Source organism: Hymenobacter sp. J193, from assembly GCF_024700075.1.
GTDB lineage: Bacteria > Bacteroidota > Bacteroidia > Cytophagales > Hymenobacteraceae > Hymenobacter.
Window position 1 is genome coordinate 2,809,345 of record NZ_JAJONE010000001.1, and the last position, 14,448, is coordinate 2,823,792.

The 14,448-nt window shown below is 59.7% G+C and carries 13 protein-coding genes and 1 riboswitch; of the genes, 5 read left to right on the forward strand and 8 right to left on the reverse strand.

The features are described 5' to 3' along the window. Positions 1-21 precede the first annotated feature (21 nt). Positions 22-1,050, forward strand: coding sequence for a M28 family peptidase (locus tag LRS06_RS12275; protein ID WP_257871762.1), 1,029 nt, complete (start codon positions 22-24; stop codon positions 1,048-1,050). A 108-nt stretch (positions 1,051-1,158) separates the two neighbouring features. Here LRS06_RS12275 and LRS06_RS12280 read toward each other — a convergent pair whose 3' ends face one another. The 5 genes from LRS06_RS12280 to LRS06_RS12300 form a co-directional block, all read right to left on the reverse strand. Next, positions 1,159-2,064, reverse strand: coding sequence for an LD-carboxypeptidase (locus LRS06_RS12280; protein WP_257871763.1), 906 nt, complete (start codon positions 2,062-2,064; stop codon positions 1,159-1,161). Positions 2,065-2,123: 59 nt separating this feature from the next. Further along, positions 2,124-2,993, reverse strand: a complete 870-nt coding sequence (locus LRS06_RS12285) for a hypothetical protein (RefSeq protein WP_257871764.1) — start codon at positions 2,991-2,993, stop codon at positions 2,124-2,126. An 84-nt stretch (positions 2,994-3,077) separates the two neighbouring features. Continuing rightward, positions 3,078-4,112, reverse strand: coding sequence for a homoserine O-acetyltransferase (gene metX / locus LRS06_RS12290; protein WP_257871765.1), 1,035 nt, complete (start codon positions 4,110-4,112; stop codon positions 3,078-3,080). A 227-nt stretch (positions 4,113-4,339) separates the two neighbouring features. Continuing rightward, positions 4,340-5,722 (reverse strand): O-acetylhomoserine aminocarboxypropyltransferase/cysteine synthase family protein, encoded by a 1,383-nt coding sequence (locus LRS06_RS12295; protein WP_257871766.1) that lies wholly within the window; start codon positions 5,720-5,722, stop codon positions 4,340-4,342. Between the two features lie 379 nt (positions 5,723-6,101). After that, positions 6,102-6,215, reverse strand: a riboswitch (SAM riboswitch). A 362-nt stretch (positions 6,216-6,577) separates the two neighbouring features. Beyond that, on the reverse strand, positions 6,578-6,868 hold the full coding sequence (locus tag LRS06_RS12300) for a LysM peptidoglycan-binding domain-containing protein (protein WP_257871767.1): 291 nt from the start codon (positions 6,866-6,868) through the stop codon (positions 6,578-6,580). Positions 6,869-7,098: 230 nt separating this feature from the next. On the opposite strand from LRS06_RS12300, the gene LRS06_RS12305 reads away from it, so the two are divergent. The 3 genes from LRS06_RS12305 (at position 7,099) to LRS06_RS12315 (ending at position 10,295) form a co-directional block, all read left to right on the forward strand. Continuing rightward, complete coding sequence (locus LRS06_RS12305) at positions 7,099-7,515, forward strand: hypothetical protein (RefSeq protein ID WP_257871768.1); 417 nt, start codon at positions 7,099-7,101, stop codon at positions 7,513-7,515. A gap of 192 nt (positions 7,516-7,707) precedes the next feature. Then, positions 7,708-9,240, forward strand: a complete 1,533-nt coding sequence (locus tag LRS06_RS12310; protein WP_257871769.1) for an erythromycin esterase family protein — start codon at positions 7,708-7,710, stop codon at positions 9,238-9,240. Next, positions 9,228-10,295, forward strand: a complete 1,068-nt coding sequence (locus tag LRS06_RS12315; protein ID WP_257871770.1) for a hypothetical protein — start codon at positions 9,228-9,230, stop codon at positions 10,293-10,295. Before LRS06_RS12310 ends, LRS06_RS12315 begins: the two co-directional genes overlap by 13 nt. Before the next feature lie 100 nt (positions 10,296-10,395). Here LRS06_RS12315 and LRS06_RS12320 read toward each other — a convergent pair whose 3' ends face one another. From LRS06_RS12320 to LRS06_RS12330, 3 genes are read right to left on the reverse strand one after another with little or no spacing between them, the layout of a single operon-like run. Continuing rightward, entirely contained in the window at positions 10,396-10,857 is a 462-nt protein-coding gene (locus tag LRS06_RS12320; protein ID WP_257869901.1) for a transposase, read from the reverse strand. Continuing rightward, positions 10,854-11,171, reverse strand: coding sequence for a transposase (locus tag LRS06_RS12325; protein ID WP_257869900.1), 318 nt, complete (start codon positions 11,169-11,171; stop codon positions 10,854-10,856). Before LRS06_RS12325 ends, LRS06_RS12320 begins: the two co-directional genes overlap by 4 nt. 31 nt (positions 11,172-11,202) lie before the next feature. Then, complete coding sequence (locus LRS06_RS12330) at positions 11,203-12,282, reverse strand: lysylphosphatidylglycerol synthase transmembrane domain-containing protein (RefSeq protein WP_257871771.1); 1,080 nt, start codon at positions 12,280-12,282, stop codon at positions 11,203-11,205. 213 nt (positions 12,283-12,495) lie between these two features. Here LRS06_RS12330 and dxs point away from each other — a divergent pair, with 213 nt between their 5' ends. Then, entirely contained in the window at positions 12,496-14,439 is a 1,944-nt protein-coding gene (gene dxs, locus LRS06_RS12335; protein WP_257871772.1) for a 1-deoxy-D-xylulose-5-phosphate synthase, read from the forward strand. Positions 14,440-14,448: the final 9 nt, after the last annotated feature.

A 14,448-nucleotide genomic window follows, 5' to 3' on the forward strand; every position in this document is an offset into this window, starting at 1 on the left:
CACGACGGCCTTTTTACCGCTATGAACTTTCGCCTTTTCCGTCTGGCCCCCACGTTGCTGGCCGCTGGTCTGCTGATTGCCGGATGCCGGGACCAGCAGAAAACTCCCGAAACTGCCACCGAGCCGACGGAGAAGCCCCTGCCCAAAGCCCCCGCCTTCAGCGCCGACTCGGCCTACGCCTACGTGGCCCGGCAGGTGGCTTTCGGGCCGCGCGTGCCTAACTCCAAAGCCCACGTGAAAACCGGCGACTGGCTGGTGCGGGAGTTTAAAAAGTACGGCCTTACGGTGCGGGAGCAGCCCTTTGAGGCCATGGCTTTCGATGGCAAGATGCTGAAGTCACGCAACATCGTGGCCCAGTTCAATCCGCAGGCTGCCCGCCGCGTGGCCATCTTCGCGCACTGGGATACGCGCCCTTTTGCCGACAAAGACAAGGAGCACAAAAATGCACCGCTCGATGGTGCTTCCGACGGAGCCAGCGGCGTGGGCGTGGCCCTGGAGGTGGCCCGAGTGCTGGCCGCCCAGCCCGACAGCCTACAGCCCAACGTGGGCGTGGACTTCATCCTGTTTGACGCCGAGGACTACGGGCACGACGACACCAGCCAGGGGGAGTTGACCAACCAGCTCGAAGCCCTGGGCAAGGACAGCTGGTGCCTGGGTTCTCAGTACTGGGCCAAAAACCTGCTGCCAGCCGGCTATAAGGCGCAGTATGGCATCCTGCTCGATATGGTGGGCGCCAAAAATGCCAAGTTCAGCCGGGAGCAGATTTCCCGCCAGAATGCCTTTAGCACCGTGGCTAAGGTGTGGGACACGGCGGCCCGTATCGGCTACTCCGACGTGTTTATCTTCAGGGATATGGGTGGCATAACCGACGACCACGTGTACACCAACCAGGCCGGCGTGCCCACCATCGACATCATCGACACGCTGCCCTTCGGCGACGAAACCTTCCCGGCCTATCACCATACCACCCAGGACAACATGAGCGTCATCGACCGGCGCACCCTGAAGGCTGTGGGCCAGACGCTACTGCAGGTGCTGTATGGGGAGTAAAGGCCCTGCTCCTGCCACCAAATAAAGCCCCGGCTGCGTAAGTTGCCAGGGCTTTATTTGGTGGCAGGAGCAGGCGGGGATAGAAGCGTCCGGCCAACCAACTAGCGGCTACACATATTCCAGCACGGCGCCGGTGTCTTCTACAGTAAGCCGTGCCTCGCGCCCTACTACCAGCGCCATATTGCGGGCCTCGTGGCCTACCGGAAAGCCATGCGCCACCGGAAAACCATACATGGCGGCGTACTGCCCAATGATTTCGTTGGGCGTCTGGCCGTAGGGCGTGGCATTGTCCTGGGGGTTGGTGAAGTGCCCTACAACCATGCCGGCCAGGTCGTGCAGCTTGCCGGTTCGGTCCAGGTGCACCAGCATCCGGTCGATGGCGTAGAGGTATTCGTCGATGTCTTCCAGGAAGAGAATACGCCCGGCGGTGGATACGTCGGAGGCGGTGCCGGTGAGCGTTTGCAGCATGCTCAGGTTGCCGCCCACCAGTTCACCGGTAGCAGTGCCCAATTGGTTTTGTTGGTGCGCGGGCACCTCGTAGCGCACCCCCTCCCCAAAAAGCGTCCGGCGCAGGCTGTCCACCGACTCAGTGCTGCCTTCTTGATGAAAGAAGATGGGCATTACCCCGTGAATGCTCTGGTAGCCCAGCCGCAGCAGGTGGCAGTGGAGAGTGGTTACATCGGAGAAGCCTGCCACCCACTTGGGGTCTTGCCCAAAGCGCGAAAAGTCAATCTGGTCGATAATGCGGGGAGTGCCGTACCCCCCGCGTGCTACCAGTATGGCCCGGATGGCGGGGTTGTCGAGCTGCTCCTGCAGGTCGCGGCGGCGTACTTCATCGTCGCCCCCAAACTGGTGGTGCGCCACGTTGGTGGATTCGCCCAGTACCACGCGCAGCCCCCAGCTTTCCAGGGTAGCCACGGCAGCAGCCAACTCCTCGTGCGAGGCCTTACGGGCAGTACAAACAATGGCAACCTGGTCGCCGGAACGAAGCGGAGCGGGGCTGATGGTAGGCATAGCGCAAAGCTACGCGGAATGAGGAAGCGGGATAATAAAGAGCTAACTCTTCGCTCCCATTAGCCTGCCGGGTTAGGGCTCAGTACTTCCACGATGAGCAGCCATCTGGCGTCGGTGCGGCGCCAGACGTGCAGGTAGAAGCCGCGCTTCGGTGTGGTTTCCTGGTACCCGAGGGTGTAGCCCAGGTCGCCGGCCGCTGATATACCAGAGCGCAGAAGCGAGAATTGAACCGGGCGGGGTGAGGTTTCTATTAGTGCCCGGGCCCCATTGCCGATATAAGGCAGCTGCCCTTCGCGCAATAACCGCAGATCTTCCGTAGCGCCCAGCACTGGCTTGTAGGCCTGGCGCAAACTCAGGCGGCTACGCTGGGCAAAAGCGGATTCGGCAGCCAGGAGCGTCTGGTGAAAGCGGGCCGTATCGACGGAGGCAGGCAGCTTAGTAGGGTATTTCGTGGGCCAGACGGCCTTAGTTGGCTTGACGTAGGCCGCGTGCGACACGCCGCCATCATATATGGCTTCCCAGGCGCCAGCCGAATTCTTCTGCCAGAGGGTGAAAAAATCACCGAAATCAACCGGTTTATCATCGGTTGAAACGGGGTGGAACTCCCAGGGGCCAGTAGTAAAACCCAGGTCGCCGGAGGCCGCAATACCGGCGTGTACGGGCCGCCACAGCAGGCGTCCGGGCTTCTCGGGTTGGTTGGCATACAAGGCCGCTCCCGTCTGAAATCGTCCTTCACTGAACATCCACGCCCGGCTGAGAAACCTCCCAAACGCATCCTGTACGCTGTGCTGACTGCCATAAGCGGCAAACGTTACTTCGGCAGCTACCATCTGCTGAAAGTCGGTTTTTACGGTCTTGTCGGGTTTGGGCGTGGCGGATGGCCAGCTGGTTAGCAGACCCAATAGCGGAATAAGCAGAGGCAGGAACATGGGCGGGCAGCGGGCTGGGAAGTAGAGCAGCTAAAGATACACGTCCGCCCCGCCAAATTCTCCTATGGTACGTGCCTATCTGTACTACACGAATGCCCGAGCAAAGAAGCGCTCCAGGAAGTGCGTGATTTGGGCGGTTTCAATCAGAAAGCCGTCGTGTCCGAAGCCGGACTCCATTTCGGCGTACATAGCGCCGGGAATGTGCCGGGCCAAAAGCCGCTGCTCGGCGGGCGGAAACAGCACATCCGAGCTGATGCTGACAACCAGCGTGCGGGCCTGAATGCCGGCCAGCACCGGGGCCAGCTCGCCGCCGCGCCCTCGCCCCAGGTGGTGCGTGTCCATCGTGCGCGACAAAGCCACGTACGTGTACGCGTTAAAGCGAGCCACCAGCTTGTCGCCCTGGTATTGCTGGTAGGCGCTGGCCCGGAAATCGGTTAACTGGTCGTCGGTGGGCTCAGCCTGGGTTTGCTGGTAGGCGCCGTAGCTGCGGTAGCTGAGCAGGGCCGTAGCCCGGGCTGCCCGCATACCAGCCGCGCCGCCATCGGGCGTGGCCGCGTAGTAGGTATCGTCGGCAAAGATGGCCAGACGCTGCGCTTCATTGAAGGCAATACCCCAGGGCGAGTGCCGGGCGTTGGTGGCCAGCACTACCAGGTTTTCGAACAGCGTGGGCTGCTGTACGGCCCATTCCAGCGCCTGCTGCCCGCCCATCGAGCCCCCGATCAGCGTATGGATCCGCTCGATGCCCAGGTGCCGGCGTAGCTGCTCGTGGGCCGCCACCAGGTCGCGGATGGTGAGGAGCGGAAACGCCTGAAACCACGGGGTTTCCGTGTCAGGGTGGGGGCTGAGCGGGCCGGTAGAGCCGTAGCAGGAACCCAGGATATTGGCACACACAATAAAATGCTCCTCGGGATTGAAGTAGCAGCCCGTGCCAAACAGGCCGGGCCACCAGGCCAGCACATCGGAGTTGGCCGTGAGGGCGTGGCACACCCACACCACGTTGTCGCGGGCCGCATTGAGGGTGCCGTAGGTGTGGTAGGCTAGCTGCGCGTGCGGTAGTACGGCCCCGTTTTCCAGCGGAAGGGCAGCAGGTAAGCGGTATAAGTGCGGTTCAGCGGTCATAGATGCGTCAAAAACAAAAAGCCCCGGGAAGGGGCTGAATCAGCAGGCACCAAAGCGGTAAAAGGCCATCCACCAAACTCGGTGCCGTACAGTTGATCCAGCCCCAGACCAGGGCAAGATGAGCCGGGCGGCACGGGGCCTTCCGGTCATCTGCCTGCGGCGTACACTGGAAGTTGACGCCCGGCCGCTCTCTCAGGACGGCCGGGCTCTCAACCCCTCTCCGGTTATCAGACTTCCAGTGGAGCGGCGTGTTCGATTTCGGGCTCAGGCAGCAGGTCGCCGTCCTGGGTTTCGATGGGGGCGGCGTTCTGCACCGCGTCGAAGGCCTGCTGCAGATCGGCGCGGATGTCCTCAAAATGCTCGATGCCCACCGAAATACGCAGCAGTGTGGGCGTAACGCCGGCGGCCTGCTGCTCCTCTTCGGAAAGCTGCTGGTGCGTGGTGGCCGAGGGCTGGATGATGAGCGTTTTAGCGTCGCCCACGTTGGCCAGGTGGCTTACCAGCTTCAGGTTGTCGATAAACTGCGTGGCCGTATCCTTGGAGCCTTTGATGGCGAACGTGAGCACGCCGCCAAAGCCCCGCGTGAGGTATTTCTGGGCCAGCGCGTGGTAAGGGCTGCTCTTAAGGCCGGGGTAGTTCACGGCCTCCACCTGCGGGTGCTGCTCCAGCCACTCCGCCAGCTTCAGCGCGTTTTCTACGGTGCGCTCCACGCGCAAACTCAGGGTTTCCAGGCCGATCAGCAGCTGCCAGGAGTTGAACGGGCTCTGCGAAGGACCGAAGTCGCGCAGGCCTTCCACCCGGGCCCGAATGATGAAGGCAATGTTGCCAAACGGCCCATTTTTGCCGAATACGTCGTTGAACACCAGCCCATGGTAGCCCTCCGAGGGCTCGGTAAACTGCGGGTACTTGCCGTTGCCGAAATCATACTTGCCGCCGTCCACAATCACCCCGCCAATGGAGGTGCCGTGGCCGCCAATCCACTTCGTAGCCGACTCCACCACGATGTGGGCGCCGTGCTCCAGGGGCCGGAACAGGTAGCCACCCGCCCCGAAGGTGTTGTCCACGATAAGCGGCAGGTCGTGCTTCTCAGCAATGGCAGCAATAGCCTCGAAATCAGGCACGTTGAAGCCGGGGTTACCGATGGTTTCGAGGTAGAGGGCCTTGGTGTTTTCGTCAATCAGGGCCTCAAAGCTTTCGGCCTTGTCGCCGTCGGCGAAGCGCACCTCTATACCCAGGCGCTTGAAGGCCACTTTGAATTGGTTGTAGGTGCCGCCGTACAGAAACGAGGTCGAAACGAAGTTGTCGCCAGCCTGCAGAATGTTGTTGAGGGCAATGAACTGAGCCGCCTGCCCCGAGGAAACAGCCAGCGCTGCCACCCCGCCTTCCAGCGCCGCCACACGCTGCTCGAACACGTCGGTGGTAGGGTTCATCAGGCGGGTGTAGATGTTGCCGAACTCCTTGAGGGCAAACAGGTTGGCGCCGTGCTCCGCGTTCTTGAACACGTAGCTGGTAGTCTGGTACAGCGGTACGGCGCGGGCACCGGTAGTGGGGTCGGGCTGCTGGCCGGCGTGGAGTTGGAGGGTTTCGAAGCGCAGGTTCTGAGTAGACATAATGGGGCTGATGGAAAGGAAGTTGGAAGAGAAACCGAAGGCGAATGGAAAGGAAAACCGGCTACGAAGAAGCGTAGCCGAGCCCGTATCGGGCCCGAAAAGCCGCCGAAAATGAGCGGGTCAGGTTAGCCGATACCGCCCGGTGCGTTGAAAAGCGGCAACACCGGACAAAGCTGGGCAGGCGGGGAAAGGGAGGCTGGAGCCGAAATGGCTAGCAACAGCAACAACACGCGCCGCAACAGGGGCGCATTCGCATTCGCTCCGCAACCGGGCTAAGAGCAGCCACGCGGAAACCCCACGGCTGAACGGCGAGCAAAGATGCGGCCGGAGCGGTAGGGTTAGTAGAGGCGAAAGCGAAGGAGTTTTCCATGGTACTCGAAGGTTATATGCCCCGCCGCCGGAAGGCTGGTCGGGCAGGAATTGGCACCTTTCGCGCGGTCGAAGGTTGCCAGCGGGTCACGGAGCCTGTTCTCTCGCCGCTTCTGTATAAATCCTATGAAAACTACCCCGCCGCGAGCGGGGGAGTACCGGGTTGGTGTTGCAAAGGTATAGCCATGATTTTGATATATGCAATAGCTATTGAAAATATTTTACAGAGTTTGTCTGCCCATGTTAGTAGGTCATATTAGTAGGTATAAATGTTGATTAACCTACTGTTTATAAGCAAAATGAGACGAAAAACGCAGGCGGAATAACTATCGGTTTTTATGAAGTAAGCCGTTGGCCAGGAATATTTTTTCAGCTTCTTTCACCGCTAAAGTATCATAAGTCGGGAGTCAGAAAGCTGATTCGACAACAAAAAAGCCACCCTTGGACGAGTGGCTTTTTTAGGATATTATCGAGAAACAGGGCTGTCTAGAGCTTGGGCAGCGTCAGTACCTGGCCTACTTCAATATGGTCGGGGTTAGCGCCAATAGTGGCTTTGTTGGCGTCGTAGATCTGATGCCACTTGGCAGCGTCACCGTAGTGGTGCTTGGCAATCTTGGAAAGGGAGTCGCCACTTACTACAGTATAGGAGTCACCAGCAGTGGTGGCAGCCTGGTTGGTATTACCGAAGAAGTCGGTATTGGCAGCAGGAACAGGGTTGGCGGCGGGGGCAACAGGCTTTTTTTCGCCTTTGTCGGAAAGAAAATCAAAAAGTCCCATGGCAGTACGAATCGTTAAAAGGTGTAGGGAGAAGTAGCCGACTATCAGGCAGATGCCCGTAGGGTTGAGCTTTCATACGCCGCCCTGCCCAATAGGTTTTTGTTGGTAGCATAAGGGAACATCTTTTACCAGCCCGCCGTAAGAGGCGCATAGTTGGCGGCTCGACTATATAGCGCTGGCTGCCTTCTCTCCCTGAACTCTCTCCGTTCACCAACTCCCTATTCTTTCCGATGAAAAATCAAACCAACCCATTTCGCTACCTGGCCACTCTGCTGGTGCTGGTCGCATTGTTCGCCTCGTCCTGCGGCAGCAAAGAAGGCAAAGTTGAAGGCGTAAACATGCTCTACGGTACCGACAGCAAAGTCTGGAAAACCGATAAAGAGCTTAGTTCCACCGGCGATAAAGTGGCCCAGACCGACGCCCAGGAAGACGAACGTTACACGTTTTACGCCAATGGCCAGTTTAGCTTGGCAAGCCCTACCCGAAATATGGCTGGTAAATACACCTTCGACCAAACGGCTAACAAACTCACGTTCATGCCGGATGGCGCCAGCCAGTCTATGACCGTTGACGTAGTAACCATGACGGACGATAAACTGACGTTTAAGGGTACAGATGGATCCGAAATCCGTCTCGAAAAAGAATAACCTTCGCTGCCAGGTTCGAAAAAAGCAGTCTGAAAAACTCGAAGAAGCCCTTTTGCCCCGCGCAGAAGGGCTTTTTTGATGTTTGCTTCCAAAGGAATGCAGCCTTTTTCGCCGAAATCAGCTCGGGATACTAAGGTCGGTGACCTGCCATCAGTAGCTTGCAGTACGAGTGCTTCATTCATTACGCTTTATATGCTGAATACATTTACGTGCCGCTGGATGCTGGCCTTTTTGGGGTGGATTACGGCCAGCACGTTTTGCCTGGCGCAATCTGCCGCCCCAACCGCTACGTTGCCGGTTCATGCTATCCGCAGTATCAACTCTGCCGATACGGATTTCTCCGACCTGGAATTTCTGCGCCAGGAAATAGGCGGTGCCCGGGTGGTGATGCTGGGCGAGCCCACCCACGGTGAAGGCAACGTGTTCGAGGCCAAAATCCGGTTGTTGCGGTTTTTGCAGGAGCGTATGGGTTTCACTACTGTAGCTTTCGAAAGCGGCTTTTATGAGCTAGACAAAGCCCAGCGCGCCATGCAGGCGGGCACTCCGGCCGCCGAGGCCATCGACAACAGCGTGTTTGGCGTGTGGACCAGCACCCGCGAGTTCCGGGAGGTGCTTCTGCTGCTGGGGCCGGGCAAGCTGAAAGTAACCGGGTTCGACTACCAGCTGAGCGGAGCCTACCAGGAGGAACTGCTGGAAGAGCTGGAAACACTGCTCAAGCCCGAAAAAGGGGCCGACGGTATTGCCTACGACTACCTCGACGAGTGTTTCAGCATGATGGGGGAGCATTTCCTGTTTCCTCCTTCTCATCAGATTCAACTCTTCGATCTGCAGCTAGGCAAGGCGCGCAGGCTGCTGGAGAAAGTGGCTGCCGGCCCCGATGCCAAGCGGCGGAAACGGGCGGATTTCTGGCTTCAGAACCTACGCAGCCTGCAAGCCGCGGCCCACGACTACGCCACCAACGACCCGGGCGTAAAGGACTCGACCGAGTTCCGGGCCACCGACAGCAACCCCCGCGACGCGCAGATGGCCGCCAACCTGCTGTGGTATCTGCGCCAGCACCCGCAGGAAAAAGTGGTTTGCTGGGGCGCGCTGCCGCATTTGGCCAACAAAGTGGAAGTGCTGAATGATGACGAAATCAGAACCTACAAGCCGATGGGCCGGGCTGTGAAAGCGGCTTTGGGGGAAGACGCGGTTTATGTGCTGGGTACGCTGGCCGGCAGCGGCACCCACGGCTTTGCGGGCATGGGCGGCTATCAGACGGTGCCAGTGCCGGCCGATGGCACGCTGGAAGCCGAGCTGCTGGCGCAAGGTCAGGAGTATGCTTTTGTGAGTCTAAAGCACGATGCCCTCCGCAAAAACCTGACTACGTACGCTTTCGAATACAAGCCCCAAACCGGCCCGTGGAGCGAAGTTGTGGATGGGTTTCTATACCTGAAATCGGTGAATCCGCCGTATGGGGCTGTTGCTCCGGTAGCGGCTTCTCCAACCGAAGCCCTGGAACAACCTGCCCAAGCCCCCGCTGCTCCCGGCCGGCTGAACCCCGCGTTCAGGCCTACGGGAAGGGTTGGCGCCGCCCTGACGCTTAGTGGCACCGTGCTCGACCGCAAAACCGGCCTGTCGGTGCCATTTGCCACTGTAGCCGTACCCGCCCGGAGTGCTGGCGCCACGGCCAATGCGCAGGGGCAGTTCCGGCTGGAAGTACGCCGGGGGAGATGGTGCAGGTGAGCAGCATTGGCTACGAGCCCATAGCCCTGGCCGCGCAGCCCTCAGCGGGAAAACTCACGCTACGCCTGGCGCCGGCGGCCTTTGCCCTGGCCAACGTGCGCGTAAGTGCCCAGTCGCAGGACCCGAAGCGCATCATGAAAAAGGTAATCCAGGCCGCTGAAACCAACTATGAGCAGGAAGACTATCTGGCGCAGGTGTACTCGCACCGCCGGATCAGCAACTTCGACACCGTGCAAACCGAATTGGAGTATGTAAGCCAGATGCTTGAGCCCGCCGGGTATAGGCACCGGGACGGCGGATTTCTGATGGCCGGTCCCTTAACCAAGCGCCGAGTACAGGAAAAGCATGTTGCCATTCAGCCGGCGGATTCTACCAAGCCAGCCGGTCTGCCCATCGGCAGTGGGGCCGAAACCGCCGACCCCGTCCGTACGTCTCCACTGTTTAAGTCGGCTACGTTAGGTAAATATGTTTTGCGCCTGGATACTATTCAGCAGTACGCCGGCGTCACAGTGTACGTCATCAACTTTGCCGTGAAGCGCGCCACGCACCGCAGTACGGGTAATTACTTGGAGAAAAGCTACTCTGGTAAGGTGTATGTGCGCCAGGATGACTACGCGGTAGTGCGCTATGAGGCGCTGTGGCAGTTCGATACCGTGCGCTACAATTCTGTTTCCCGCAAATACTACGGACGGAACAATCAGATTTCCCGGCTGTACACAGAGGTATTCACCGATAACCGGTCGGCGAATATTGTGCTGTACGAAAAAGGCAGCAATGGGCGCTACCATACGGCGGTCAGCTTATTTCAGAGCCTGGCTATTGGTCGCAAGCTGGGTGGAAAGCCTTTCTACTACCAGGGCAGCGGCGAAGAGCATTTTACCAGCCTGCCTGTAGGCACCCAACTCCTGCCTGTGAATCCTAAGATTGACCCCCGGATTGCCGAGTTCGTGCATGTGCAGCTACAGCATACGCCTTACCGCCCTGAGTTCTGGGGGAGCTACCAGCGCCCGGTGCCCACCGAGTCGGCACCGGAGTTGGAAGCTACCAAAAAGTGAGCTGTCATTTCGAGTGATAAAGAGTAATCCGGGAGGGTTTTCACTTAAGATTCCCCAGATTCCTCACCCTGTTCGAAATGACAAATGCTTAAGAAGCTGTTTAAGTTAGCTTGGTGAGTCGTCGGATGTTGGCTAGGTAGAGCCAGGCGTTGGCATGCTGCGTTTTCCGTTCGTAGTCTTTGGCCAAGCGGCGGTTGTTGCCGGCCCAGGCAATGCTGCGCTCCACCACCCAGCGCTTGGTGTGGATAAAAAAACGGCCTTTGTCGGCCACTACGCCCTTGGGTACCTGCGCCAGTACACCCCGGCCCGCCAGGTGCTGGCGAAAGCAGCGGCCAAAGCCGCCGTCCACGAACACGATCTGCAGCCGGTCAAGTAGTTCGTTGTCCAGCGCCAGTGCGTCCCAGAAGCGGGCCGTGCTGGCGCCGTCGTGGCAGTGGGCGGCGACCACGCAGCAGGCGAGCAGGTTGCCCAGCGTATCCACCAGGAAAAAGCGCTTGCGGCCCTTGATGCATTTGCCCGCGTCGTAGCCCACGCAACGCGTACTGGTGGCCGTGTTTTTCACGCTTTGGCTGTCGAGGATGGCCTCGGTGGGCTGGGCATTTTTTTTGCCCGCTCCCGGGCCTCAATCGTCAAACAAGCACTGACCCGTTGCCAGCTGCCATCCGCTGTCCACTTGGTGAAATAGTAGTACACCGTCGGCCAGGGTGGAAAGTCCGCCGGCACGTCGCGCCACACGCAGCCGTTCTTGAGCACGTAGAAAATGCCGTTTACTACCGCTCGCAACGGCCACTTGCTCGTGCGCTGCACCACCAGCAACGGCGCCAGCTTTGCCCACTGACGCTCCGTTAGATCCGAACTGTAACGCTTTTGCTGCATCCCCAAAGCTACTCGCTAACTTAAACAGCTTCTAAGAAACCTGGGTTGCGGCTTCGGGGCGCCGCCCGAACACGCGCGTAATCCAGCGCGGCAGGAAGATGGCGCCCAGCACCAGGTACAGGTAGTACGTGACGATGCGGTACAGCAGCACGATGAAGTTCGTCATGGTAGGCGTGCCGATGAACTTGCCGAAGAACGTGGGAAATGCGCCCTCTGCAATGCCCGCACCACCCGGCGTAATGGCTACCAGCAGAATCACTTTGTAGGTGATGTTACGGGCAAACATCATCGTAAACTCACTGGGCGTGGTGGGCACGAAGGCCGCAATCAGGCAGCCAATGACGAGGTAGCGCGCCGTCCACACAAATACGGTGCTGAGCACGGCGCGCAGCCAGTAGCCTGCGCCATTGCCCCGGATCTGAGTGGAGGCCCATACCATCTCGTTGGCATGCTGGTAGGCTTTGGAGCGCCAGCGCCGCAGCACCCGCCACGAAAACAGCCGCACCAGTACCCGCTTCACCGACAGCGGGTTGATGAACAGCGCATACAGCATCAGGGCGGAGTAGGCCGATACCATCACGTAGCTTAGCCCAAACGCCACTTTCAGCGTGGTCATAAAGCCGCTGTTCAGGTTCTCGTCCGGGTAGAGGCCCTCGTGCGCCAGCCACACTACCAGCGGCACCATCACCACGTAGTAGAGGTTGTCGAGCAGGGCCGTCACCATCACGTAGGCCAGGGACTTACCCAGCGTGATGCCCTCCTTGTTGAGCAGAAACGGCGCTACCGACGTGCCACCCACCGCCGAGGGCAGAATGCACGACGAAAACTCCCAGATCATAATCACATCCAGCGAGGCCCGCCAGCTGAGCACCCGCTCCGAAATATGGCGGATGCGGTACACGTAGCCGGCGTCGCGGGCTACCAGCACCAGCAGGGAAACCAGCAGCCAGAGCGGGCTGGCATTGGCAAGCGGGGCCAGGTCGCCCGGCTTGTAGCTGCGCCAGAACATAAAGCCCACCACGCTCAGCCCCAGCAGTACCGGCAGCACAATGCGCGAAGGCCGGAGCTTGTCGAGCAGTTGCTGTTCCTGGGTGGGCTGCGTCACGGGCATAAGCGAAGCGAAGGGTGATACACAAAGGTAGCCATTAAAAAGGCTGTGGGCAGATAGGCTTACGGGCTGGCTGTAATGTCGTTTAGCCTCAACCGGTAGCTCGGAAAACTCGTACCTTTGCCAGCTACCGGAGCGTGCGGCGCAAGGCCGTGCCAACCTTTTGGGCTAACTCCCTGTTGCTTCGTTAGTTTCGCTTTATTTATTTTCCTGCAGATGATTGTTGAACCTGGTGCCCTGCTGGCGGCTATCAACTCGCCCGACGACCTGAAAAAGCTGAGCCCCGACCAATTGGTGCAGGTAAGCCAGGAGCTGCGGCAGTTCATCATCGATTCGGTTTCCATTTACGGCGGCCACTTCGGCGCCTCCCTGGGCGTTGTGGAGCTGACGGTAGCCTTGCACTACGTCTTCAATACGCCCTACGACCAACTGGTGTGGGATGTGGGCCACCAGGCCTACGGGCACAAAATCCTGACCGGCCGCCGCGACAAATTCCCCACCAACCGCCGCTACCACGGCATGTCGGGTTTCCCGAAGCGCAGCGAAAGTCCGTACGATGCCTTTGGCGTGGGCCACAGCTCCACCAGCATCGGCGCGGCGCTGGGTATGGCGGTGGCTTCCGATTATAAAAAAGAGTTCAACCGCCAGCACATTGCCGTAATCGGTGACGGCGCCATGACGGCCGGTATGGCCTTCGAGGCCCTCAACCATGCCGGAGTGGAGAAATCCAACCTGCTGGTTATTCTCAACGACAACTGCATGAGCATCGACCCCAACGTGGGCGCGCTCAAAGAATACCTCACCGACATCACCACCTCCCGCACCTACAACAAGGTGCGCGACGAGCTCTGGAACGTGCTGGGCAAGCTCAGCAAGTTCGGCCCCAACCCCCAGCAGATTGCCAAGCGCGTGGAGCAGGCCATGAAGGCTACGCTGCTCAAGCAGGGCAACCTGTTTGAGGCGCTAAACTTCCGCTACTTCGGCCCCGTGGATGGCCACGACGTGCAGCACTTGGCCACCATCCTGGCCGACCTCAAGCACATTCCCGGCCCTAAGCTGCTGCACTGCGTCACAGTGAAGGGCAAAGGCTACGCTCTGGCCGAAAAGGACCAGACCCTGTGGCACGCACCGGGCTTGTTTGACAAAGTAACCGGCGAAATCCACAAGAAAACCCATACCACACCCCAAGCCCCCAAGTACCAGGATGTATTCGGGCACACGCTGGTGGAGCTGGCTGAGCAGAACGACAAAATCATGGGCGTGACGCCGGCTATGCCCTCGGGCTCGTCGCTGAACATCATGATGAAGCAGATGCCTGACCGCGCCTTCGACGTGGGTATTGCCGAGCAGCACGCCGTCACGTTCTCGGCCGGCTTGGCTACGCAGGGCCTGGTGCCGTTCTGCAATATCTACTCCTCCTTCATGCAGCGCGCCTACGACCAGGTGGTGCATGATGTGGCCCTGCAGAACCTGCACGTAGTCTTCTGCCTCGACCGTGCCGGTTTCGCCGGTGCCGATGGGCCCACTCACCACGGCTGCTACGACCTGGCTTTCATGCGCTGCATCCCCAACATGGTGGTATCGGCGCCCATGAACGAGGAGGAGCTGCGCAACCTAATGTATACGGCGACCCTGCCCGAAAACGCGGGGCCGTTCAGTATCCGCTACCCGCGCGGCGAGGGGGTGATGCCCGAGTGGCGCAAGCCGCTCCGTAAAATCACGGTAGGCACGGGCCGCGTAGTGCGCGAGGGCGAAGGCGTGGCGGTGCTCAGCATCGGCCACATCGGCAACTACGCCGTGAAGGCTACCCGGCAGCTGCTGGCCGAAGGCCTCAACCCCGGCCACTACGACATGCGCTTCTGCAAGCCCCTGGACGAGGAAATGCTCCACCACATCTGCCGGCAGTACAAGGCCCTGGTGACGGTGGAAGATGGCTGCCTGCCCGGCGGCTTCGGCGCGGCGGTGCTGGAGTTTATGGCCGACCACGGCTACTCCCTGCCCCTGCAGCGCCTCGGCATCCCCGACCGGATAGTGGAGCACGGCACCCAGGATGAGCTCTACAAGGAATGCGGCTTCGACGCCGACGGCATTGCTGCTGCCCTGCGAGCTATGGCCGGCAAAGTAGCCGCCTCTGCACCAAAAGAAACGGTGCTGCTTTAAGGTGATTAT

Coding starts and splice junctions, on each gene's coding strand:
- LRS06_RS12315 (WP_257871770.1), top strand. CDS start 9,228: ATGGTGCAGGTGAGCAGCATTGGCTACGAGCCCATAGCCCTGGCCGCG.
- metX (WP_257871765.1), bottom strand. CDS start 4,112: ATGACCGCTGAACCGCACTTATACCGCTTACCTGCTGCCCTTCCGCTG.
- LRS06_RS12330 (WP_257871771.1), bottom strand. CDS start 12,282: ATGCCCGTGACGCAGCCCACCCAGGAACAGCAACTGCTCGACAAGCTC.
- LRS06_RS12285 (WP_257871764.1), bottom strand. CDS start 2,993: ATGTTCCTGCCTCTGCTTATTCCGCTATTGGGTCTGCTAACCAGCTGG.
- LRS06_RS12280 (WP_257871763.1), bottom strand. CDS start 2,064: ATGCCTACCATCAGCCCCGCTCCGCTTCGTTCCGGCGACCAGGTTGCC.
- LRS06_RS12300 (WP_257871767.1), bottom strand. CDS start 6,868: ATGGGACTTTTTGATTTTCTTTCCGACAAAGGCGAAAAAAAGCCTGTT.
- LRS06_RS12305 (WP_257871768.1), top strand. CDS start 7,099: ATGAAAAATCAAACCAACCCATTTCGCTACCTGGCCACTCTGCTGGTG.
- LRS06_RS12325 (WP_257869900.1), bottom strand. CDS start 11,171: ATGCAGCAAAAGCGTTACAGTTCGGATCTAACGGAGCGTCAGTGGGCA.
- dxs (WP_257871772.1), top strand. CDS start 12,496: ATGATTGTTGAACCTGGTGCCCTGCTGGCGGCTATCAACTCGCCCGAC.
- LRS06_RS12295 (WP_257871766.1), bottom strand. CDS start 5,722: ATGTCTACTCAGAACCTGCGCTTCGAAACCCTCCAACTCCACGCCGGC.
- LRS06_RS12275 (WP_257871762.1), top strand. CDS start 22: ATGAACTTTCGCCTTTTCCGTCTGGCCCCCACGTTGCTGGCCGCTGGT.
- LRS06_RS12310 (WP_257871769.1), top strand. CDS start 7,708: ATGCTGAATACATTTACGTGCCGCTGGATGCTGGCCTTTTTGGGGTGG.